At 63.6% G+C, this 23551-nt stretch carries 19 protein-coding genes and 1 tRNA gene; all 20 read left to right on the top strand.

What is annotated here, in order from left to right:
- Positions 1 to 32: 32 nt before the first annotated feature.
- The 20 genes from fdhF (at position 33) to gdhA (ending at position 23513) form a co-directional block, all read left to right on the top strand.
- Positions 33 to 2255: a formate dehydrogenase subunit alpha gene (gene fdhF / locus ACESUZ_RS03635; RefSeq protein ID WP_373198532.1), complete on the top strand. Its 2223-nt coding sequence runs from the start codon at positions 33 to 35 to the stop codon at positions 2253 to 2255.
- A gap of 78 nt (positions 2256 to 2333) precedes the next feature.
- On the top strand, positions 2334 to 2951 hold the full coding sequence (locus tag ACESUZ_RS03630) for a 4Fe-4S dicluster domain-containing protein (protein WP_373198529.1): 618 nt from the start codon (positions 2334 to 2336) through the stop codon (positions 2949 to 2951).
- Complete coding sequence (gene hyfB, locus ACESUZ_RS03625) at positions 2944 to 4962, top strand: hydrogenase 4 subunit B (RefSeq protein ID WP_195568229.1); 2019 nt, start codon at positions 2944 to 2946, stop codon at positions 4960 to 4962. The genes ACESUZ_RS03630 and hyfB overlap by 8 nt, the downstream gene beginning before the upstream one ends.
- Positions 4963 to 4979: 17 nt before the next feature.
- Positions 4980 to 5903 (top strand): respiratory chain complex I subunit 1 family protein, encoded by a 924-nt coding sequence (locus ACESUZ_RS03620; protein ID WP_055309580.1) that lies wholly within the window; start codon positions 4980 to 4982, stop codon positions 5901 to 5903.
- Between the two features lie 16 nt (positions 5904 to 5919).
- Positions 5920 to 7377: a hydrogenase 4 subunit D gene (locus ACESUZ_RS03615; RefSeq protein WP_373198528.1), complete on the top strand. Its 1458-nt coding sequence runs from the start codon at positions 5920 to 5922 to the stop codon at positions 7375 to 7377.
- Positions 7378 to 7387: 10 nt separating this feature from the next.
- Positions 7388 to 8041, top strand: coding sequence for a hydrogenase 4 membrane subunit (hyfE, locus tag ACESUZ_RS03610; RefSeq protein ID WP_035138044.1), 654 nt, complete (start codon positions 7388 to 7390; stop codon positions 8039 to 8041).
- Between the two features lie 3 nt (positions 8042 to 8044).
- Positions 8045 to 9610, top strand: a complete 1566-nt coding sequence (locus tag ACESUZ_RS03605; protein WP_373198525.1) for a hydrogenase 4 subunit F — start codon at positions 8045 to 8047, stop codon at positions 9608 to 9610.
- 4 nt (positions 9611 to 9614) lie between these two features.
- The gene (locus tag ACESUZ_RS03600) at positions 9615 to 11387 is read left to right on the top strand and encodes a hydrogenase large subunit (RefSeq protein WP_373198523.1); all 1773 of its coding nucleotides are present in this window, start codon (positions 9615 to 9617) and stop codon (positions 11385 to 11387) included.
- Position 11388: 1 nt separating this feature from the next.
- Complete coding sequence (locus ACESUZ_RS03595; protein ID WP_152067702.1) at positions 11389 to 12105, top strand: formate hydrogenlyase complex iron-sulfur subunit; 717 nt, start codon at positions 11389 to 11391, stop codon at positions 12103 to 12105.
- Positions 12106 to 12107: 2 nt separating this feature from the next.
- Positions 12108 to 12890, top strand: coding sequence for an NADH-quinone oxidoreductase subunit B family protein (locus ACESUZ_RS03590; RefSeq protein ID WP_006234107.1), 783 nt, complete (start codon positions 12108 to 12110; stop codon positions 12888 to 12890).
- On the top strand, positions 12891 to 13472 hold the full coding sequence (locus ACESUZ_RS03585) for a formate hydrogenlyase maturation HycH family protein (RefSeq protein ID WP_373198519.1): 582 nt from the start codon (positions 12891 to 12893) through the stop codon (positions 13470 to 13472).
- Positions 13472 to 13975 carry a hydrogenase maturation peptidase HycI gene (gene hycI, locus ACESUZ_RS03580; RefSeq protein WP_195919717.1) on the top strand — a complete coding sequence of 168 codons (504 nt, stop codon included), beginning with the start codon at positions 13472 to 13474 and terminating at the stop codon, positions 13973 to 13975. Before ACESUZ_RS03585 ends, hycI begins: the two co-directional genes overlap by 1 nt.
- Positions 13976 to 14014: 39 nt before the next feature.
- Positions 14015 to 14854: a formate/nitrite transporter family protein gene (locus ACESUZ_RS03575; protein ID WP_373198516.1), complete on the top strand. Its 840-nt coding sequence runs from the start codon at positions 14015 to 14017 to the stop codon at positions 14852 to 14854.
- 122 nt (positions 14855 to 14976) lie between these two features.
- Complete coding sequence (locus tag ACESUZ_RS03570) at positions 14977 to 17094, top strand: molybdopterin-containing oxidoreductase family protein (protein WP_373198513.1); 2118 nt, start codon at positions 14977 to 14979, stop codon at positions 17092 to 17094.
- A gap of 52 nt (positions 17095 to 17146) precedes the next feature.
- Positions 17147 to 18604 carry an L-seryl-tRNA(Sec) selenium transferase gene (gene selA, locus ACESUZ_RS03565; RefSeq protein ID WP_373198511.1) on the top strand — a complete coding sequence of 486 codons (1458 nt, stop codon included), beginning with the start codon at positions 17147 to 17149 and terminating at the stop codon, positions 18602 to 18604.
- Positions 18601 to 20568: a selenocysteine-specific translation elongation factor gene (selB, locus tag ACESUZ_RS03560; protein WP_373198508.1), complete on the top strand. Its 1968-nt coding sequence runs from the start codon at positions 18601 to 18603 to the stop codon at positions 20566 to 20568. Before selA ends, selB begins: the two co-directional genes overlap by 4 nt.
- 36 nt (positions 20569 to 20604) lie before the next feature.
- A tRNA-Sec gene (locus ACESUZ_RS03555) sits at positions 20605 to 20701 on the top strand.
- A gap of 155 nt (positions 20702 to 20856) precedes the next feature.
- Positions 20857 to 21489: a molybdenum cofactor guanylyltransferase gene (gene mobA / locus ACESUZ_RS03550; RefSeq protein ID WP_373198507.1), complete on the top strand. Its 633-nt coding sequence runs from the start codon at positions 20857 to 20859 to the stop codon at positions 21487 to 21489.
- Positions 21490 to 21504: 15 nt separating this feature from the next.
- On the top strand, positions 21505 to 21900 hold the full coding sequence (locus ACESUZ_RS03545) for a putative Se/S carrier protein (RefSeq protein WP_373198505.1): 396 nt from the start codon (positions 21505 to 21507) through the stop codon (positions 21898 to 21900).
- A gap of 257 nt (positions 21901 to 22157) precedes the next feature.
- A complete protein-coding gene (gdhA, locus tag ACESUZ_RS03540; RefSeq protein WP_373198503.1) occupies positions 22158 to 23513 on the top strand; it encodes an NADP-specific glutamate dehydrogenase in 1356 nt (451 codons plus the stop codon).
- Positions 23514 to 23551: the final 38 nt, after the last annotated feature.

The following is a 23551-nucleotide window of genomic DNA, read 5'->3' as shown; positions in this document are numbered from 1 at the left end:
TATTCGGTAGCAGAGAAAGGAAGGAGGGTGTCATGGAGAAGCATAAAGTGATCTGCCCGTACTGCGGCGCCGGTTGCCAGTTTAACCTCCTGGTCCAAAACGGCCAGGTCGTGGGTACCGAACCGCTCAACGGCATCACCAACCAGAGCGAGCTGTGCCTTAAGGGCATGAGCGGCTACGACTTCATCAACGACACCAAGATCTTGACTCCTCGCGTACTGCACCCGATGATCCGCCGCACTAAGGGCGCGGATCTTGAGCGCGTAAGCTGGGACGAGGCACTGGATTTCACCGCATCTAAGATGCAGGCCATAATTGACGAATATGGTCCTAACGCTGTCATGACCACCGGCTCTTCGCGAGGCGGCGGCAATGAGGCGAACTACGTCATGCAGAAGTTTACGCGTGCGTGCATCGGCACCCACAGCGTGGACAACTGCGCCCGTACTTGACACGGCCCTACTGTCCTCGGTCTGATGGACACGGTTGGTTCAGGTTGCATGTCATGCTCCATCCCCGGTATGGAGGATGCGGGCTGCATTTTCCTCTTCGGCTATAACCCTGCCGATTCGCACCCCATCGTCGCAAGGCGTATCGTGCGAGCCAAAGAAAAGGGTTGCAAGATCATCGTCGCCGATCCGCGCCATATCGAAACCGCGCGTATCGCCGATCTCTACCTTCCGATCAAGAACGGTTGCAACGTCGCGTTCCTCAACGCCTTTGCCAACTGCTTGGTCAACGATGGCCTCTACGACAAGGAATTCGTCGCCGAGCACACGAACGGCTTTGACGAGTGGTGGGAGACCATCAAGAACTACACTCCCGAATCCGTACAGGACATCACGGGTGTCGAGCCCGCGTTGATCCACCAAGCTGCCGAGATGTACGCCACGGCGAAGCCCTCCGCCATCATTGGCTGGGGCATGGGCGTATGCCAGCAGAAGCAGAACCTGAAGACGGTGCACACCATCGCCTCCATCGCCTGCGTTGCCGGCCAGATCGGCAAACCCAATTCCGGCCTCGCGCCCGTGCGTGGTCAGAACAACGTCCAGGGCTCCTGCGATATGGGCATGCTGCCTAACCTGTACCCTGGCTACCAGAAAGTCACCGACCCCGCCGTGCGCGCCAAGTTTGCAAAGGCTTGGGGCGTGCCCGAGGAAAAGCTCCCGCTCGAGGAGGGCTACAAGCTCACCGACCTGTGCCACCTGGTCGACGAGGGCAAGGTGCACTGCTTCTACAACTACGGCGAGGACCCGGTGCAGACCGAGCCCGATTCGGCCGGTATGCGCAAGACGCTCTCCGAGCTGGATCTGTTCATTTGCCAGGACATCTTTATGACGCAGACGACCATGCTCGCCGACGTCATCCTGCCTGCTACCTCTTGGGGTGAGCACGAGGGTGTCTTTACCGCATCCGACCGTAGCTTCCAGCACTTTGACGCGGCTGTTCCGCCCAAGGGCGAGTGCCGTCACGACTGGGAGATCTTTGCCGATCTGTCCACGCGCATGGGCTACCCCATGCACTACGACAACACCGAGCAGATCTGGAACGAGTGCATTAGCCTGTGCCCCAACTTTGTGGGCGCGACCTACGAGAAGATGGCTCCCGAGGGCGGTTACGCCCAGTGGCCGGTCAAGAGCACCGATGTGAACGACTACGGCACGGCCGACATGTTCGCGGGCGGCAAGTTCACCACCAAGGACGGCCGTGCCAACCTGATGGCGCACGACTGGGAGGCGCCCTCCGAGCTTCCCGACGATGAGTACCCGCTCATCTTGTGCACCGTCCGCGAGGTCGGCCACTACAGCTGCCGTTCGATGACCGGTAACTGCAAGACGCTGGCCCTGCTTGCCGACGAGCCCGGTTTCGTTCGCATGAATCCCGCGGACGCGAAGGCCCGCGGCATCAAGAACGGCGACATCGTCTCGGTTCACAGCCGCCGCGGCCAGGTTTACAGCCGCGCGGACGTGAGCGACCGTATCAACAAGGGCACGGTCTATATGACCTACCAGTGGTGGATCGGCAAGTGCAATGAGCTGACCATGCACAAGGTCGACCCGGTCTCGCACACGCCCGAGGACAAGTTCTCTGCCTGCCAGGTCGACGCCATCGCCGACCAGGTGTGGGCCGAGGGCGAGGTGGAGCGTCAGTACACCGAGCTCAAGCAGGCTCTGGTGGACGCTGCCGCTCCCCAGGATGTTGAGCCCGGCGCCGCCAAGTTCGACGACGAGACGCACGTGAACCAAATCGTGTAGTCCCGTTCTCGTTGGCTTTTTGGGCCGGGCGTCCAAGCGCATCGGACGCCCGGCCCGTTATTTTGAAAGGAAGTGGGGATGAACCGCTTCATCGATATCAACCCGGAGAGGTGCATCGGCTGCGGAACATGCCAGTCCGCCTGTGCAGATGCCCACCGGATGCAGGGTCTTCAGGACACGCCGCGTCTGGCGCTCGTGAAGACCGGCGGCATTTCGGCCGCCCTGGCCTGCCACCATTGCGAGGGTGCCCCTTGCGCCGAGGTCTGCCCGGTGAACGCCATCGAGCACGATGGCGACCGCATCCACGTTAAGGAGCAGGAGTGCATCGGGTGCAGGCTGTGCGCCATCGCGTGCCCCTTCGGCGCCATCCATCCGGACGGCACGTCTATTGCCGGTGTCGCAGGCATGTGCGTCCCGACGCCTTCGTACCCTAAGTCCCTGAGCAGCCTGCTTACGTGGGCGCCCGGCCAGTACACCTGTGCCGTCAAGTGCGACCTGTGCGCCTTCGACCCCGAGGGTCCGCACTGCGTGGCGGCTTGCCCCACCAAGGCGCTCACCGTCATGGGCGGCGCGGCAGATCGCGAACTCGACGAGGCCAAGCGCCTGCGTTCGATTCAGAACGGCCCTGCCGTCGACGTGGCGGCTGTGGCCCAGGGTCTGTCCGAGAAAGCAGAAGGGAGCGTAAACAATGGATAGCATGACGCTGTTTATCGCATCGCTTGCCGTCTCGTGCATCGGTGCGCTCGCCTCGGTTCTGCTGATTAAGGCCGATAACGCCGCCAAGACCGCCGGCTGCCTGATCGGCGCCGTCGCGGCCGTGCTGTCGTTCATCGCGGGCCTCGAGGCCGTGCTTGGCGACGTTTCGTCCCTCAACACGGTCTTCTTTTTCCCGTTCGCCCGTCTCGAGCTCTTGCTCAACGGCCTTGCGGGCCTGATCGTGGTCCTCATCTCAATCCTCGCCTTTGCGGGCTTCATCTACGGTCTGTCCTACTTCGATGAGTACCCGGGCAAGGTCGGGCGCGCCGGTTTCTTCATGAACACCTTCGTCGCCTCGATGATGCTCGTCATCACCGCCGACAACGTGTTCTGGTTCCTGGTCGCCTTTGAGCTCATGTCCCTTACGAGCTACTTCCTTGTCGTTATCGAGGAGAACAAGAACTCCATTAGGGGCGGTTGGCTCTACTTCGTCATCGCGCACGTGGGCTTTGTCCTTATCATGGCGAGCTTCCTGCTCATGACCAACGGCGTGGGCGGTTCCTTCAGCTTCAGTGATTTCCGTACGCATGACTTTGGACCCGCCGTCTCCTCCGCGTGCTTCGTCCTCGCGTTCTTCGGATTCGGCGCAAAGGCCGGTATCATCCCGCTGCACTCCTGGCTGCCCCAGGCGCACCCCGAGGCGCCGTCCAACGTGTCCGCCCTCATGTCCGGCGGCATGATCAAGATCGGCATCCTGGGAATCCTCAAGGTCGGTCTCGACCTGCTCGCGGGTTCGGGCGTCCAGCTCTGGTGGGGCCTCATGGTCCTGGTCTTTGGATCCATCTCGTCGGTCCTGGGCGTCGTCTACGCCCTCCACGAGCACGACATTAAGCGCCTGCTGGCCTACCACTCCGTCGAGAACATCGGCATCATCTTGCTCGGTGTCGGCGCGTCCATGACGGCGCACGCCCTGGGCAACGACGTCATCGCGACGATCGCGCTCATGGCCGCCCTCTACCACACGCTCAACCACGCCATGTTCAAGGGCGAGCTGTTCCTCGGCGCGGGCTCCCTGCTCTATGCCACGGGTACGCGCAACATGGAGAAGATGGGCGGCCTGTTCCGCCGTATGCCGGTCACGGCCGTCTGCTTCCTCATCGGTGCCCTTGCCATCTCGGCTATCCCGCCGCTCAACGGCTTCGTTTCCGAGTGGTTCACCTACCAGTCCCTGTTCAACATCTCGACGCTCTCCGACCCGGTCGTCATGGTGTTCGCCGTCGCCTCCGCGGCCGCCCTCGCCATCACCGGTGCCCTAGCCGTCACGTGCTTCGTGAAGGCCTACGGCGTCTCGTTCGCGAGCAGCCCTCGTTCCCAGGAGGCCGCGAACGCCAAGGAGTCCCCGGCTCCGATGTTGTTCTCGCAGATGCTCCTCGCGGCCATCTGCGTGGTGCTGGGAATCGGCTCTCCCGTCATCGCCCCGGTTCTGGGCGACGTCGCCCAGAGCGTGCTTGCCGGCTCTGCCGTCACAGCCACCTCGGGCGTGTCTCTGGTGAACGAGATTTCCGGTGCCGCCACCTCCACCCCCGCGATCGCCATCGCGCTCGTGGTCCTCACCGGCCTCGCGTTCGTGTTGAGGTCCTGCCTCGGCACCAAGGCCCCCGCTAAGAAGACCGACCCTTGGGCGTGCGGCTACGAGCCCAACGAGCACATGCCCGTCGTCGCCACGAGCTTCGCGTCAGACGTAGAGCTCTTCATGGGCCCGCTCTACACCCTGCGCGAGGTATGCACCAAGATCTGCTGGTCCATCGCGCACGTGTTCCAGAAGCTCACCGGTGTCGCCCAGGGCGTTGAGCCCCTGCCCGACCGCTTCCTGGTCGATGCACCGAGCGAGGGTGCCGATAAGCTGGCCGGCCTCGCCTCCAAGATCGAGGGCGGCAACTACTCCGTATACATCTGCTACATCGTCGCGGCGCTCGTGGTCTTCCTCGTGCTCGCCGTGGTCATGGTCTAGAGAGGGGAGAGGATATTATGAACATCGTTCTTGCGATAGCGCAGGGCCTCGTGGTCATGCTGGTCGCGCCCTTCTTCTCCGGCCTCGCCCGTGTGATTCGCGCGAAGATGCACAATCGCCGCGGTCCGTCCATCCTTCAGGATTACCGGGACCTCGCGAAGCTCATGGCGCGTCCCGAGTCCGTGAGTTCCGACTCGAGCTTCGTGCTGCGCATCATGCCGCCGCTGTTCCTCGCGGTGTCGTTCATGCTCGCCATGGGCCTGCCCATGTTCACGCTCGAGAGCCCCATGCCCGTCTTTGGTGACGCCATCACCATCATGTACGCGCTCGCGCTGTCCCGTTTCTTCTTCGCGCTGTCCGGCGTGGATTCCTCCAACGCCTACGCGGGCTTCGGCGGTATCCGCGAGCTCCTCATGAGCGTGCTCATCGAGCCGTCCATGCTCATCGCGCTGTTTACCGTCGCCATCGTGTGCGGCTCCACGGACATTGCGACCATGGGTCAGCACATCGTTACGGGCAACGTCTCGAGCGTCGTCGCCGTCATCCTCGCCGGCGTCGCCTTCGCGGCCGCCTGCTATATGGAGCTCGGCAAGCTTCCGTTCGATCAGGCCGAAGCCGAGCAGGAGCTCCAGGAGGGCCCGCTCGCCGAGCTCTCCGGCCCGTCCCTGGCCATGATGAAGCTCGCCATGGGCATGAAGCAGGTCGTGGTCGTCGCTTGGTTCACCTCCATCTTCATCCCCTGGGGAGAGCCCGCGACCATCGGCGTCACCGCTCTCGTGGGCGCCGTCGTCTTCCTTGTCAAGTGCCTGGTCGATTTCGTTGTCTGCGGCGTGCTCGAGAACTCCGTTTCCCGTTCGCGCTTCAAGGTGCTCGGTAACCAGACCTGGGCCGTCGTCGGCATCGCGGTCCTCGCGTTCGTCTTCGTCGTCGTAGGCGTGTAGGGAGAAGGGAGAAACTATGTCAATCGAATCGAGCTTGTCCCTCTTTGCCATGGTGGCGATCGCCGTCCCCATGCTGGGCTCCCTGCTCATCGTCATGCTGCCGCGTCCCTACGCTAAATGGATCTGCGCCTTTGCCGGCGGCATCGCCACGGTCGCTTCCGTTGGCTTGGCCGCGACGTTTGCCGGAAACGGCATGAACGCGGTCGATGTAACCTGGGCGAGTATGGGCCAGACCTTGGTCATGGGCTTCATATTCGACCGGATGAGCACGCTGCTCGCACCCGCGTTCGTCGCTATCGGCCTGCTCGTCGTCATCTATTCGTGCCCGTACATGAGCGATAAGAACAAGGAGCATCCCGACGCGCCCCGTCGCCGCTTCTACGTGTACTTCTCCACGTTCATCGGCGCCATGGCCGGTCTCGCCTACAGCTCCACCATCGTCGGCCAGCTCGTTTTCTTCGAGATCACCGGCGTGTGCTCCTGGGGCCTCATTAGCTACTACATGACGCCCACGGCCAAGAAGGCCGGTATGAAGGCGCTCATCATCACCCATATCGGCGCTCTGGGACTCTACATCGGCGCGGCCTTCCTGTTCGCCGGAACCGGCACGTTCGCGCTGAGCGCGATCTCCCAGCTCGATTCCGGTATGAAGACCGTCGTGCTGCTGCTCATCCTGTTCGCCGCTTGGGCCAAGTCCGCCCAGTTCCCGCTCTACATGTGGCTGCCCTCCGCAATGGAGGCCCCCACGCCCGTTTCCGCCTACCTCCATGGCGCGTCCATGGTGAAGGTCGGCGTGTGCGTGTTCGCCCGCGCTCTTGCGAGTGCCGGCGATATCCCCGAGATCGTCGGTTGGGTCGCCATCATCGACGCCGTCGTGACCATGCTCTTCGGCTTCCTCATGTACCTGCCCCAGAAGGATATGAAGCGCCTGCTCGCCTTCTCGACGATCGCGCAGCTCGCCTACGTGTTCTTCGGCCTGGGCCTCTCCGTGTTCGGAAGCCAGATGGCGTTCAACGGCGCCGTCGAGCACATCTTCAACCACGCGTTCACCAAGACCCTGTTCTTCCTCATCGCCGGCTCCCTCAGCTTCACGCTGGGAACCCGTATGTTGCCCAAGATCCAGGGCCTCATGAAGAAGTACCCGGTCACGGGCGTGGGCTTCGCGGTCGCCGCGACCGCTATCGCCGGCGTGCCCCCCATGAGCACGTTCTTCTCCAAGTTCCAGATTATTTCCGGTGGCTTCGCGGTTGGTGCTTCCAACACGGTCATCTTCGTCCTCGTGTGCGTCATGGTCGTCGAGACCGTCGCCACCTTCGCATGGTTCCTGCGTTGGATGGGTAAGGTCCTGCCCGGTGAGCCGAGCGAGACCGTGGCCGCCGGCCAGCCCCTTCCGCGCGCCATGGCGTTCGTGTTCGTCGTCCTCATGATCATGGTCGTCGTCGCCGGTCCTCTGTCCTCTAGTTGGATGGGTTAGGAGGTAGGACATGGGTTATTCGTTAGTCAATATCCTGGGCGGTCTTCTGATCGTGACCTCCACCATGGTGGTCGTCTCGAAGACCATCCCGTCCGCCATTAAGTGGTACGCGATCCAGTCGGTTGTCCTGGTGGGCGTGCTGCTCACCCTGGGCCTCACCACCGGTGCCACCGAGCTTCTCATGTGGGCCGCGTCGGCCTTCGTCACCAAGGTGATCCTCGTTCCGTTCATTCTCAACCGTGCCTACAAAAAGATGGGTTCGCCTGCCGATAGCACGCTGACCTCCTCCATCAAGCCGGCCTGGACCATCATCCTCACCGGTCTGGAGGTGGCCATCTGCTTCGCGGTGGTCACGCGCCTGAGCCTGCCCACCGCTGAGGTGGCTACTCCGGCCCTCGCCATCAGCTTCGCGCACTTCTTCGTCGGCCTCACGTGCATCATCTCCCAGCGCAACATCCTCAAGCAAATCTTCGGGTACTGCCTTATGGAGAACGGTAGCCACGTGACGCTCGCCCTGCTCGCGCCCACGGCCCCCGAGATCATCGAGATCGGCATCGCCACCGACGCCATTTTCGCCGTCATCATCATGTCCGCCGTCGTCGTGAGGATCTGGAACGACACCAAGTCGCTCGACTCCCACGACCTGACCGAATTGAAGGGGTAGGCCATGGATGTTTCAATGCTGACGGTCGCCCTGCTCGCTTGTCCCCTCGTGTTCTCCCTGATTATGGCTGCGCTCCCCAAGACGACGTCCTACAGCGTCTTTGCGGGGCTCAACACCATCTCCGTCGCGGCGACCCTCGTCCTTTCGGTCGTCACCGCGGGAACCATGCTCTCGAGCGGGCAGAATATCGACGCTTTGGGCCTGTGGCTCCATCTCGATTCGCTCTCGTCGATCTTCGTCCTTCTGGTAGGCATCATCGGGTTCATCACCGGCGTGTACTCCATCTCCTATATCAAGATCGATATCGAGGAGAAGACCATGCCGGCCGAGCGCACCAAGCAGTACTACGCGCTGTTTAGCCTGTTCGTTTTCACGATGCTGCTCGCCTGCCTGTCCAACAACATCATCCTCACCTGGGCGGCGGTCGAGGCCACCACGCTGTCGACCGTGTTCCTCGTGGGCATCTACAAGAACAAGCAGGCGCTCGAGGCGTCTTGGAAGTACGCGATGGTCTGCACCGCCGGCGTGGCCTTCGGCCTGTTCGGCACGCTGCTCATCTACGCGAACGCCGCCGATATCATGCCCAACGCGCATGAGGCAGCCTTCCTCACCTCCATCATGCCCTACGCCGACCAGTTCGACCCGATGCTCGTGCGCCTCGCGTTCGCGTTCATCGTCATCGGCTTCGGCACCAAGGCGGGCCTGTTCCCCATGCACACTTGGCTGCCCGACGCGCACTCCCAGGCTCCGAGCCCGGTCTCCGCGCTGCTCTCGGGCGTGCTGCTCAAGTGCGCCATGCTGGTGATCATCCGCTTCTACTCCCTGTCCATCATCACGGTGGGCGACACCTATCCGCGTACGCTCCTGCTCATCCTGGGCACGCTGTCCATCCTGGTGGCCGCCCTGTGCATCTTTAAGCAGGACGATATCAAGCGCCGCTTCGCGTGCTCCTCCGTCGACAACGTCGGCGTGGTCGCACTGTGCCTGGGTATCGGTGGTCCGCTCGGTATCGCCGCCTGCCTGCTGCACTGCATCTTCCACGGTTTCACGAAGGCGCTCGCCTTCTGCATGGCCGGTAACATCCAGCACATCTACCACACCCGCGACCTGAACAAGATCAAGGGCGTCGTCGAGATCGCTCCCGTCACGGCAGCGCTCACCATCATCGCCCTGCTCGCGCTCGCCGCCTTCCCGCCGTTCGCCCTGTTCATCTCCGAGTTCCTCACCTTCGTGGCCGGCGTCCAGTCCGGTCCCATCTGGGTGGTCGTGCTCGTGGCCATTGGCCTCACCGGCGTGTACTTTGCCCTTACCGGCATCGCGCTCAAGTCCATCTTCGGCAAGGCGCCCGAGGGCATGAAGCGCCACGAGGTGCCCGCCCTCATGATCATCCCCGAGATCGCCCTCGCGATCGTGGTCATGTGGTTCGGTATCGCCACCCCGGTCGCCATCACGAGCGGCGTCGAGGATGCAACGTCCGTCGTTTTGAACCAGAGCGTCGAAGAGCTCCACGAGGCTCCTCTCTACCGCATGGTGTTCAGTTCCCAGACCAAGACAAGCGAGGTGAATTAGCACCATGGCAGAACCTGAAAAGAAGGACTACGCTCGTCGTTGCGAAAGCCACGTCGAGGCCCTGCGCGCCGCAGTGCCGGGCGCTATCGAGAAGGTTGAGTGGCAGTGCGAGGACCAGCTGACGATTACCGTCAAGCAGGACAAGCTGCCCGAGGCCGTCCACTACCTGTACTACGAGCGCTACGGCTGGATTCCCGTGATCATCGGCAACGATGAGCGCAGCCTGTGCGGCCGTTACGCCGTGTACTACGTCATCTCCATGGAGGGGGAGGATCCCGGCTGGGTGACCGTGCGCACCGAGGTCGATCCCGCCAAGATGACGTTCCCGTCCGTGACGCCGTTCGTCCCCGCCTGCGTGTGGGGCGAGCGCGAGCTGCGCGACATGTTCGGCCTGATCCCCGAGGGTCTGCCCGACCGTCGTCGCCTCGTGCTGCCCGATGATTGGCCCAGCGGGCTGTACCCGTTGCGCAAGGATTCGATGGATTACCGTTTCCGTCCCGCTCCCGCGAGCGACATGGAAAACTACGAGTTCTTGGCCGACACCAAGGGCAAGGAGACCACGCTCGTCCCCATGGGCCCGCTGCACATTACCTCCGACGAGCCCGGCCACTTCCGCCTGTTCGTCGAGGGCGAGACGATCGTCGACGCCGACTATCGTCTGTTCTACGTGCACCGCGGCATGGAGAAGGTCGCCGAGACGCGCCTGAACTATGATGCCGTCACGTTCCTTGCCGACCGCATCTGCGGCATCTGCGGCTGCGCCCACTCGGTGGCCTACGCCGAGGCTGTCGAGCGCGCCCAGGGCATTCACGTCCCGCCGCGCGCGCAGTACATCCGCGCCATCATGCTCGAGGTCGAGCGCCTGCACTCGCACCTGCTCAACATTGGCCTCGCATCGCACTACACCGGCTTCGATTCCGGCTTCCAGCAGTTCTTCCGCGTTCGCGAGAAGTCCATGGACCTGGCCGAGAAACTCTCCGGCCACCGTAAGACCTATGGCCTCAATGTGATCGGTGGCGTGCGTCGCGACATCCTGGCCGAGCAGAAGCTCTCCACGCTCACGACCATCCATCAGCTGCGCTCCGAGGTCCAGGAGCTCGTCGACGTTTTGCTCTCCACGCCCAACTTTATTGAGCGCACGAGCGGCATCGGCATTCTCGACCGTAAGATCGCTCGCGACTTTTCGCCGGTCGGCCCGCTCATGCGTGGCTCTGGCTATGCCCGCGACGTGCGCTTTGACCATCCCTTCGACGGCTACGCCGATCCGGACGTTCAAAAGATGCACGCCGCTACGGCCGACACCTGCGATGCCTTCGGCTGTACCGCCGTTCGCATCCAGGAGGTCTACGATTCGATCGACATGATCGAGACCATGCTCGAGAACTGCCCGTCGGGCCCCATCCTCACCACGGATTGGGAGTACACCCCGCACAAGTACGCCATCGGCGCCACCGAGGCGCCGCGCGGCGAGGACGTGCACTGGGCCATGCTCGGCAACAACCAGAAGTGCTACCGCTGGCGCGCCAAGGCGGCCACGTACAGCAACTGGCCGGTCCTGCGCTACATGTTCCGCGGCAACACCGTGGGCGACGCTGCGCTGATCGTCGGTTCGCTCGACCCGTGCTACTCCTGCACCGACCGCGTGACGGTGACCGATGTCGCCGCCAAGCGCGACCACGTGCTCGACAAGGAGCAGTTCGAAAACGTCTGGCGCGACAAGTCGCCGCTTGCGGGCGAGGGCACCATGGCCGCCCCGCTCGATGAGGAGGCGCTCTAATATGCTGAAGCTTTGGAAGGTTAACGCCAAGGCCGGCGACGCGACGGTCAAGTACCCGTTTGCGCCGTTTCCCACCAACAAGGACATGCGCGGCAAGCCCGAGCACAATGCCGAGCTCTGCATCGCCTGCGGTGCCTGCGGCGTGGCGTGCCCGGCCGATGCCATTCGTATGGACACCGACCTTGCGGACGATACCATCACCTGGTCGATCGACTACGGTCGCTGCATCTTCTGCGGCCGCTGCGAGGAGGCCTGCCCCATGGAGGCCATCAAGCTCACCGAGGAGTTTGAGCTGGCCGTCATGAGCAAAGACGACCTCACCAGCAAGAGCGTCTACACGCTCGAGCACTGCTCGCGCTGCGGCAAGCCGTTTGCCCCGCACAAGGAAATCGACTACGCTAAGCGCCTGTTGCAAAAGGCCGGCGGCATGGAGGCCGAGCAGGCCGCCCGTACCGTCGGTATGTGCCAGGAGTGCAAGCGCGAGCTCGACGCCCTGCGCGCCGCCTCGGCCGTAAAGACCGGCAACGCTGCCGGCATGGCTGCCAACGAGACGCTTGCGTCCGGCGAGCCCCAGGGCCCCGGCATGGAGTATCTGGGCGGCCACGGCGTGAACCCGGAGTATATCGACCGCGAGCTCAACCCCGATGCGCCCGAGATTCCCGCCGGTCCGGCGCCGGTCGAGGGCATCATCATGGATTTTGAAACGAAGGAGGAGTAACCATGGCCGAACCCACGCTTTTGCCCGAGCGGCTTCAGTACCGCCCGACCAAGATCGAGCTCGACGAGAGCATCGAGAAGGCCAAGGCGACCCTTCTTAAGAAGATCAAGCGCTCGGTGTACGTCTACCGTGTTGACTGCGGCGGCTGTAACGGCTGCGAGATCGAGATCTTCGGTTCCATCACGCCCGTCTTCGACGTCGAGCGCTTTGGCATCAAGGTCGTGCCCTCGCCCCGTCACGCCGATGTGCTGCTGTACACCGGTGCCGTGACGCGTGCCATGCGCATGCCGGCCCTGCGCGCCTTTGAGGCCGCACCCGATCCCAAGATCGTGGTGTCCTATGGCGCGTGCGGCTGCACCGGCGGCATCTTCTACGACAACTACTGCGTCTGGGGCGGCACGGACAAGATCTTGCCGGTCGATGTCTATATCCCCGGCTGCCCGCCCAGCCCCGCGCAGACCGTCTACGGCTTTGCCATGGCACTTGGCCTGCTGGACCAAAAGCTCCATGCCGAGACCACGGTGGAGGCCGCCGGCGAGCAGGCCGATATCCTGCACCCCGGCGTGCCGTACAAGCTGCGTGTGGCCATCGAGCGTGAGGCTCGCGCCATGAGCGGCTACCGCTACGGCCGTGACCTGGCCAACGAGTTTATGGATACGCTCGAGGGCGCGCCCAAGGGCGATATCCGCGGCGCCATGGCGCTGCTCATCGACAAGCAGGATGATCCTCGCCGCGTTGAGGTGTACTCGGCGTTACAGGATCTGGTGTTGGCCGGAGGTCGCTAGATGGAGCTCACGGACCGCTCTGGTTACTTTGCGGGCCCCGGCATGCTCGGCGGCTCTTTTGGCGATGCCTCGCGCGCAAGCGACGAGGCCGCCGAGGGCGTCGCCGACCCCTGCCTGGGCCGTACGCCCGACCAGGTGGTCTTCTATGAGCTCACGCGTAAGTTTGTGGAGACCGAGGAAGACGTTCCCCAGGAGGCCTGCGACGTGCTGTACTACACGCTCGCCGTGGGCCACCACACCGGCGTGCTCGACTGCTTTGAGCCGCGCCTGTCGGTGCCGGTGAACGTGTTCTATTCGCTCGTCGACGCGCTGCCGGAGGGGGAGGCCAAGACCAAGTTCGAGGCCATCCGCTCCTTTGGCGAGTGCCAGCTCGACAAGGCGGCGGTGCCGTCGCTGCTCGAGGCCTGCGACACGCTGCTCGACGATCGCGGTTTTCGCGGTTCGGCCAAGGCCGGCATCTCGGTGTTCGATGACGACTTTGGCCTGCATGCCCAGCAGGTCGCGTTCTTAATGAAGTTTCGCGATCTGATTGAACGCGTGCGCGATGTGTCGGGCGTGTATCTGACGGGGAGGTTGCAGTAATGGGTCGCGTTGTGGATGGTCGTGTGAACGGCGCCCCGTTTGCGGGCATTGTGCTCACGGCGGGAAGCGTGCTGCGTGCTGACGATGCCGCCGGCCCCGTGCTCTCCAAAAAGATGGAGGACGCGCCGCTTGCCGGCTGGTACACCATCGATGGCGGTCAGACGCCCGAGGATGACATCATCGAGGTCAAGCGTGAGCGTCCGCCGCGTTTGGTTTTGGTCGATGCCGCCGATATGGCGCTGCCCGTCGGCGCCATTCGCCTGCTCGACAAACGTGATGTGGCCCGCAAGTCGATGTTCACCACGCATTCGCTCCCTTTGTCGATTCTGATCGAAGAGATTGAGCAATCGTGCGAAGATATCGTCTTCATAGGGATTCAGCCGGGCGATACGGAGTTCTATAACCCCATGTCCCCGGAGGTCTTTGAGGCCGTCGACGCCGTGTACGACGCCGTGGCCGCCAACGACTTTTCCCACTTTGTCCGCTTGGGGCAGGAGCTATAGCAGCGCTTGCCTCTGCTGAATAGGAAAGAGGTGATTGACATGGCAGATTCCAAGGTGGAGTACCCCGCTCCCGATTGCCTGGCGCCCGCCGCGATCGAGGCCAAGACCGAGACCGCCGGCGTGACCAAGGCTAACCTGCCGGTCGCTAAGGCCTTTCTGTTGGCAATGTTCGCCGGTGCGTTTATCGCCTTCGGCGGCCTGTTCTTTACGGTGTTTTTGAGCGACAGCACGCTGGGCTGGGGTGCCCAGCGCGTCGTGGGCGGCCTGTGCTTTTGCCTGGGCCTGGTGCTGGTGCTGGTTTGCGGCGCCGAGCTGTTTACCGGCAATTCGCTTATGGTCTGCGCGCTCAAGAGCAAAAAGATCACTCTGGCCCAGATGCTCAAGGCCTGGGTCGTCGTGTGGGTCGGCATTTTTGTCGGTGCCCTGTTCATCGTCTTTTTGGTGTACATGGCCGGCATCTATAAGCTCAACGGCGAGGCGGTCGCCAACTCCATGGTGAGCGTCGCCGCCGGCAAGGTGACGATCGACTGGGTGACGATTTTCTTCCGCGGCATCCTGTGCAACATCTTTGTGTGCCTGGCCGTGTGGATCGGTACTGCCGGCAAGACCGTGGTCGATAAGGTCGTGGGCATTCTGCTGCCCATCGCAGCCTTTGTTGCCTGCGGGTTTGAGCACTGCATTGCCAACATGTACTTTTTGCCCATGGGTGCCGTGATGCATGCATGCGGTTATGGTGCCGAGGTTGCCGGGGCCGATGCACTCAACGTCGCGGGCATTGCGTTTAACCTATCCGCCGCCACGCTGGGCAACATCGTGGGCGGCGCGGTTCTGATCGCGCTCGGCTACTGGTTTATCTACGCCAAGAAGTCCGAGGCGTAAGGTACCGTCTGTTTGACGTTGGGCCTCCCGCGGGGCGTTGCCGTGCGGGAGGCTTTTTGGGTCTGGGGCCCGTTGCCGGGCTGTTGGCCTGTTGTGTTTGGCTGATGAAGGGGGTAATCGAGATGGCATCTGCTGTGAAGCGTGACGGTCGCGCCGTGGTGACCACATGCGGGGGATGCTATGCCGATTGTGCCTTTGCGGCACGCGTTGAGGACGGTCGCGTGGTGGCCGAGTTGCCGGTGCCGGGGCATCCGTGCGCGGCGCGTGCCCTGTGCGCCCGCGGGCGCCATCGCTTGGACATGCCGTTTGACGAGCGCGACCGGATTTTGCACCCCATGCGCCGTCGTCGTGATGACTCGGGGTTTGATGCGATTTCCTGGGATGAGGCGTTTGCTCAGATTGCCGAGCGCCTTTTGGGGATTGTTGACGAGCGCGGGCCTCGTGCGCTGGGCATGACGCTCGGCGTGCCCTCGTTCGACCGCTACTGGGCGTATCGTTTTATGCATGCGCTGGGTTCGCCCAACGTGTACGGTGCCGATGGCGCCTGCGAGGTAAGCCGGCTTACCGGTTGGGAGCACAGCCTGGGCTATAGTCCCGCCTCCGACCTGGCGCATACCGACTGCATCATGTACCTGGGGCGTTCCATTGTCGATTCGTCGACGATGGGGGCCGTTGACGCGCTCAACGATGCGCGCCGGCGCGGGGCGAAGATCATCGTGGTTGACCCCCGGCGCAGCGGTTCGGCCGCGCTTGCCAACCGCTGGCTGCGCGTGCGTCCCGGATGCGATCTGGCGTTGCTGCTGGGTATCGCACATGTGCTGGTAGCCGAGGACCTGTACGATCACGAGTTCGTTGCCCGCTATACCACGGGTTTTGATGAGCTGGCGCAGGCGGCCAGTGCTTGGACGCCCGAGTGGGCCGAGTCGATGTGCGACGTGCCGGCCGCAGAGATTGTCGCCACGGCGCGCGATCTCGCTGCCGCAGCGCCTGCCGCTGTGGTGGATGCGGGCTTTCATGGCGGCATCGGTATCGCGTATGCCAATAGCACCCAGACCGCGCGCGCTATTTGCTTGGTCGATGTGCTTCTGGGCTGCATCGGGCATGAGGGCGGTGCGCTCAATCCGCCCACGCCGCTTGTGTTGGGCGATCTCGATCCCGCACGTTTTGCGACGCCGCCGGTGCCGCGCAGGCCCAAGCTGGGGTCCGAGCGTTATCCGCTGGTCGATCCGGTGCGCGGCCTGTGCACGACCATCGGTCAGTCGATTCTTGCCGGCGATTTGTGTGGGCTCATCGTCTATGCCAGTAACCCCGGTGCGGGCTATGGCAATGCACAGGCTTGGCTGGGTATTTTGCAGCAGCTCGACTTGCTCGTGACGATTGATATTCGCTGGTCCGAGACGGCGCGTGCTTCTGACTTCGTGCTGCCCGACGTGACGTATCTGGAGGCCGACCGCGGCGTGGGCACGGCTGTGGGCGTCAACGATTCGCGGGTGTTCTACCGCAACGCCGTGCTGCCTGTGCAGCATGACGACACACGTCCCGGTCGGGAGATTTTTGCCGGTCTGGCGCATGCGTGTGGCGCGGGCGAGTACTTCCAGTTTACATCTGACGATCTGGCGGCTGCCCAGGTGGCGCCTTTTGGGATCAATCTGGACGAGCTCAAGGAGCGCGGCTGGGCCGACACGGGTGCTGCGTTGCCGTCGCGTACGGGCGAGCCGGTGATTCCCTTGAACGGCGGCAGGATCGCGCTGGCAAGCGACGTATGGGAACGCTCCGGTCTGGGTCGCGTGCCCAACTGGATCGCTCCCATGGTGGAGCCTGGCCCGGGGATGTTTCGCCTCATTAGCGGCAACCGTCCCTTTGAGTCGCATACCTCGCGAAGGCTTGCAGCCCAAGGTGCCGCTGAGGCTGGGTCGGACCTGGATGCCGTGCAGATGAATGCCGATGCTGCTGCGCACATGGGCATCGCCGACGGCGAGATCGTCGAACTCGTGAGCGATATGGGCCGCGACCGCGTGCGTGTGGAGACGACGCCGTATCTGCATCCGGCGTGCATCTTCACCTCGGCCGCCCCCGGTGGGCGTTCGTTTGGCGCCGATGCCGGTGGCGCTCAAGGCTTGGGCGTGGGCCCGCTCGACCATACGCCGTTGCGTTGGGACCCGTTGACGGGTGCCGCGCTCACCCAGGAAAACGCCGTTCGCGTGGAAAAGATCGTCGCGTGCGGGGATAATGACGAGTAATTGACTCAGCTGATGTATTCGACTGATCCACGTTTCTTTTGAAAGGCCGCACATGAGCGATAGCCAGAACATGTCCGATGAGGTGCGCGCCCGCCTGCGCGCCATTCCTTCCGTCAATGAGCTGCTTGCCGAGTGGCCGGTTGTGAAGGCGGCGGGGGAGACCTGCGACGCGGTGGTCCATGCTGCCGTGACGGCCGAGCTCGACGAGGAGCGCGCCGCCATTCGCGCCGGTGCCGCCCCGCGTTCCAAGCGCGAGCTGGCCTCGGCCATCGAGTGGCGTGCGCATCGCTCCGCGCTGCCGAGCCTGCGCCCCGCCGTCAACGCCACGGGTGTGGTCATCCATACCAATCTGGGCCGTGCCCCGCTCGCGGAGTCGGCGGCAAAGGCAGTGGCCGAGGTTGCGCGCGGGTATAGCACGCTCGAGTACAGCGTCGACACCTGTTCGCGCGGGTCGCGCAAGGAGCACGCCGCGCAACTGATCCGCTCGCTCACCGGTGCCGAGGACGCGCTGGTCGTCAACAACAACGCCGCCGCGGTGCTGTTGGTGCTTGCCACCCATGCCGCGGGCAAAGAGGTCATCGTGAGCCGTGGCGAGCTCGTCGAGATCGGCGGCAGCTTCCGTATCCCCGACGTCATGGAGGCCTCGGGCGCCAAACTCGTCGAGGTCGGGGCCACCAACCGCACGCACCTGTCGGACTACGAGCGCGCCATCACGCCCGATACGGCCATGATCCTCAAGGTCCATCCTTCCAACTATCGCATCGAGGGCTTTCACGAGGAGGTGGGCTCTCGGGAGCTTGCGGCGCTTGGTCACAAGCATGGCCTGCTGTTCTACGAGGACCAGGGCTCGGGCGCGCTGTTGCCCGACGACATCTTGGTGCGCGGCGGCGAAGAAACCACGCCGGCTTCGGTTTCGGCAGGGCTCGATCTGGTGTCGTGCTCGGGCGATAAACTGCTCGGTGCCGCACAGGCGGGCATTATCATGGGTCGTCGCGATCTGGTCCAGGCCTGTGGGTCGCATCCGCTTATGCGCGCCCTGCGCCCGGGCAAGTTGGCGCTCACGGCGCTCGAGGCCACGCTGCGCATCTACATGGACGGGGCGGACGTGGCCCATCGCGAGGTGCCGGTGCTCAGCATGCTTACGCTGCCGCAGGCCCATTTGGAACGACGTGCCCGCAAGCTGCGCGATCGTATGGTCTCCGGGCTCGATAAGGCCGGTTGCCCGTGCGCCGTGCAGGTGGAAATCGTCGAGGAGTCGTCGACCCCCGGTGGCGGTTCGCTGCCTACCGTGGAGCTGCCCACGATGTGCGTTGCCGTGCGTCTTGTTGACGAGCGCCTGACGGTCGATGCGCTCAAGCGCTCTCTTGTCCAGGACTTCGACACGCCGGTCGTCACGCGAACCTCGCACGATCGCATTTTGTTTGACGTCCGTACGCTCGTGGGCGATCGCGATATCGAGACGGCGGCATCGACGCTCGTCGCGTGCGTTGAGAAGGCGATTGTTCGATGAGTGAGGTTAAAGCGCTGGTGGAGTGTCCCGTTATCGTTGGTACGGCGGGCCACGTCGACCACGGTAAGTCGGCACTGATCGAGGCACTGACCGGCAAGAATCCCGACCGTCTGGAGGTTGAGCGTCGCCGCGGCATGACCGTTGAGCTGGGCTTTGGCGAGCTGGCGCTGCCGAGTGGCAAGATCGTTGGCCTGGTCGACGTGCCGGGCCACGCGCATTACCTGCGCGCCATGGTGCAGGGTGCCACGGGCATCGATGTGGCCGTGCTGGTGGTCTCTGCCGTTGAGGGCGTGATGCCGCAGACCCGCGAGCACGTGCATGTGCTGGAGCTGCTGGGCGTCACACACATGGTGGTGGCGCTGACGATGTGCGACCTGGCCGATGCCGAGATGACCGAGCTTGCCGAGCTTGATGTCGATGACTTTTTGTCGGGTACCGTGTTTGCGGGCGCGCCGATCGTGCCTGTGTCGTCCAAGACAGGCGAGGGGATTGACGGGCTGCTTGCGGTGCTCGACGAGCAGGTAAGTGCCTGCTGGGATGCTTGCCGCGACCGTTCCGAGCTCACCGATGCCGCGCCGCGTCTGCCCATCGACCGCTGCTTTACGATCAAGGGCGTCGGCACCGTCGTGACGGGAACGCTGCATGATGCGCCGGTTACGGTGGGCGACGAGCTGATGGCTTTGCCGTTGCGTACGGTCTGTCGTGTGCGCGGGATTCAGGTGCATGGCGATACGCCGCGCGCGCTGCCTGGGCAACGCGTGGCACTCAACTTGGTGGGCGATGCCGTCGCCGCGCTCGATCGCGGTGAGATGCTCGGCGTGGCGGGCCGCTTTGGCCAGACGATGCGATTTATGATGGCGTTTACGTATTTGGGTCGCGAGGGAGCCAAGCCGCGTGTGCTCGAGTCGGGTGCGCGTGTGCACGTGATGGCGGGTACAGCCGAGGTTGTTGGTCGCATCATGTTCATGGAGGGCGAGGCCCCCATGGCGGTGGGCGAGACCCGTATTGTTCAGGTGCGCTTGGAAAACTCGCTGCCGCTGCGTGCCGGGGACCATGCCGTGGTGCTGTCCTATTCGCCCGTGATGCTTATTGGTGGCGGGCGTGTGCTGCTTTCGCGCTGCCGTCGCTCGCGCGAGCTTGCCGAAGGGGAGCGTGCGCTGTATGCGGCGATCGAGTCCGGCGATATCGCGGGCGGTGTGGGCGCTTGGCTGGCGCTGCAGACGCTGCCGGTTACGGCGGTTGATGTTGCCGACGCTTTGGATCTTGGCGTCGGCGATGTCGATGCTGCACTGCGCGGGTTGGTGGCGCAGGACTCCGTTCGCAAGCTTGCCGTGGGTGATGAGGGCCTCTTTGCGGACGCCGTCGTGCTCGACGCCGCGATGGATGCACTGGCGGCGACCTTGTCAGCCATGCACGCGACGGCTCCCAAGGAGACGGGCTTTACGCCTGGTGCCGTTGCCCATGCTGCGTGGCCTGCCGCTGATGAAGGCGTTGCCGCGGCCCTGATTGCCGAGGGCTGCTCCCGTGGCGTGTGCGCCGCCGAGGGCGCCGAGGTATTCGATCCGCATTCGGCCGCCGCGGCGGCACGCGTGGTGCGAGAGGCTTGCGAGCGCATCGTCGCGCTGCTTGACGAGGCTGGCCTGGATGCACCGGCGCTTCCCGAGGTGGGCGAACAGCTGCAGCTCGGTCGCGACACCATGACGCGTGCCCTGCGCGAGCTTTCGCTCAGCCGCTCGATCGTTAAGGTCGAGCGCGACGTTGCCCTGTCTGCTACCGCCGAGGTCCATGCGCGCGAGCTCGTCGCCGCTGCCATTGAGGCAGCCGGCGGCGCAGCCACCACGAGCGTGCTGCGCGAGGCCCTGGGTGTGTCGCGCAAACGTGCAATCAGCATCTTGGAGCATCTAGATGCCGTGCGCTTTACGGTGCTCGACAAGGATTCTGGCGGCCTGCGCTCCCTGCGCTAGATTGGCTGCTCGGTTTGGTAAAATACCGCCGCACTTGGGAACGGATGGGCTCCGGTGGGCTCCGCGGTCCTCAAAACCGTTGCGAGGCGTGCAAAACGTCTTGGATGTGTTCGATTCACATACGTTCCCGCCATACGCTACCAGCGCTTTTGTGCTCGCGGTCTTGCTGCGTGCCGCAAAGGCGCTGTTTTGTTTTTGCGTGGGTTTGCCGTGCCGCCCGCTTTATCGGCGACGGTATCTGGCTTCGTGTGTCGGGTTTCGAGCATGCCGATGGAGGTGTTTTGCCGTATGACTACCGTAAGACGGGTCGATCTTTCTTGCGTCGTCCAAGCGGGCGGGCTGTCCTCACGCATGGGCCGCGATAAGGCGCGCATGACGTTTTGCGGCGAACCGCTCATCGAGCGCGTGCTGGGTCGGCTGGCGCCAGTTGCCGGCGAGTTGGTCGTGACGACTTCGCGTCCCAGCGAGTTGGCCTACCTTGAGGAGCGCGCGTTTGGCGGCCTGGTGCCGCGTGTGGTGGCGGACCTTGAAGGGTCGGCGGGCGCCATGCGCGGCATCGCGAGTTCGTTGGCTGCGGCTCGGCTTCCTCTCGCGGCTATCGTCGCCTGTGATATGCCGTTTGTCTCGCCGGAACTCATCGGCGCGCTCGCCGATCGTGTTGAGGCCGAGGCGCTCGACGTGTGCGTGCCGCGCGAGGAGCGGGGGATTGAGCCGCTTTGCGCCGTCTGGCGCCGTGACGCGTGTGCGCCGGTTGCCCAAGAGCTGCTCGCCTGCGACCGCCAGCGCATTCGCTGCCTGATCAATCGCGTTCAGGCCGGTTATATGGATGAGTCGCAGATCGTTAAGGCCGCGGGCTCCACGCTCTGCTTCGAAAACGTCAATACACCCGAAGAGTTTGCGGCGGCCGAGTTGCTCGCCTAGACGATGGGAGATGCCATGTCTCACGATATTTGCCCCGACACGGGAGAGCCTTGCACTTGCGACGGGTCCGAACTCTGTACCTGCGGCTGCGGAGGCTGCGGGCATACCGCGGAAGAGGAAGCGGCCGCCGCGGCGTATCGTGAGGCACACCGCGGCGGCCCGTCCGGTGATGCCCTCGACCATGAGCGCAAGATTATCGTGTCGTTTGACAGCACCTTCGATGTGATGGAATGCGAGCAGCTGTGCCTGGATGCCGGTGTGCCTGGGCGCATTATGCCATTGCCAGGCTCCATTACCGCCGGCTGCGGCCTGTGCTGGGCCATGCCGTTCTCGGGCGATGCGCTCGCCGCCTTCCGCGCCGCCACCGAGGGCCGCATAACCCCTGCCGACTATCATCAGCTCGTCCTCTAACCACCAACATCACCACAAAGGTGCCTGTCCCCAATGTGGTGGTTTGGAACATGTGGACGAAACAGGTTTGAAACACGGGTTTTGCATGTCAGGCACTCAAAAACGCTTCTACCTGCATCGTAATCAAAACGAAACATCTGCCCGTCTGCTTATGCGAAACTTTCCCGCAACAGTGCGATATTATCCATACACGATAAAGTTCGCGGCGCATAGGGTGCCGCGATCAACATTTTTCGTTTCCCATCATTGGAGGAAGCATGAGCTACACGCAGAAAGTTCTCGAAGAGCTCAAGGCCCGCTATCCCGAGCAGCCTGAGTTCATCCAGGCCGCGACCGAGATCCTCGGCACCATCCAGCCGGCGCTCGACGCCCACCCCGAGTACGAGGAGGCTGCCCTGCTGGAGCGCCTCGTCGAGCCCGAGCGCATCGTCATGTTCCGTGTTCCCTGGGTCGACGACCAGGGCAAGGTTCAGGTCAACCGCGGCTATCGCGTCGAGTTCAACTCTGCCATTGGACCCTACAAGGGCGGCCTGCGCTTTAACCCGACGGTCACCCTGGGTATGCTCAAGTTCCTGGGCCTGGAGCAGATCCTCAAGAACAGCCTGACCACCCTTCCCATGGGCGGCGGCAAGGGCGGCTCCGACTTTGACCCCAAGGGCAAGTCCAACAACGAGATCATGCACTTCTGCCAGTCCTTCATGACCGAGCTCTATCGCCACATCGGCCCCAACACCGACGTTCCTGCCGGCGACCTGGGCGTTGGCGGCCGCGAGGTTGCCTACCTGTTCGGTCAGTACAAGCGCCTGACCAACGAGTGGACCGGCGTCCTCACCGGCAAGGGCCTCTCCTTTGGCGGCTCGCTCGCCCGTACCGAGGCCACCGGCTACGGTCTGGCCTACTTTGTGGACGAGTACCTCAAGAGCCGCGGCGACTCCTTCGAGGGCAAGAACGTCGTCGTGCACGGCTCCGGCAACGTCGCTATCTACGCCGTTCAGAAGGTCTCCCAGCTCGGCGGCAAGGTGCTGGCCTGCTCCGATACTCACGGCTGGGTCGAGGATCCCGACGGCATCGACTACACTGTGCTCGAGCACGTCTACAACAAGAAGCGCTCTGGCCACGACAAGGGCGTTACGCTCGCTATGTACGTTGACGAGAAGCCCAACGCCGTGCGGCACGAGGGCGACGGCCGTGGCGTTTGGCAGCTGCCCTGCGACATCGCGCTGCCCTGCGCTCGCGAGAACACGCTGCTGCTCGAGGACGCCCAGGCGCTCGTCGCCAACGGCTGCAAGGTGGTCGGCGAGGGCGCGAACATGCCCACGACCATCGAGGCCACGACCTACTTCCAGGAGAACGGCGTTGCCTTTATGCCCGGTAAGGCTGCCAACGCCGGCGGCGTGCTCGTGTCCGGCCTGGAGATGAGCCAGAACGCCGAGCACCTGTCCTGGACCTTCGAGGAGGTCGACGGCAAGCTCGAGCAGCTCATGCGCGGCATGTTCCACAACGTGGACGACACCGCCAAGGAGTACGGCCAGGAGGGCAACTTCGTCATGGGCGCCAACATCGCCGGCTTCCTGAAGGTCGCTGACGCCATGCTCGCCCAGGGCGTCTGCTAAATCTTCGTTCGAAATAGCATGTGATGAGGCTCCCAGCC

The sequence above is a fragment of the Collinsella aerofaciens ATCC 25986 genome (assembly GCF_964239575.1).
In the GTDB taxonomy this organism is placed as follows: Bacteria; Actinomycetota; Coriobacteriia; order Coriobacteriales; family Coriobacteriaceae; genus Collinsella; species Collinsella aerofaciens_BQ.
This window is presented reverse-complemented; position numbering and strand designations above follow the sequence as displayed.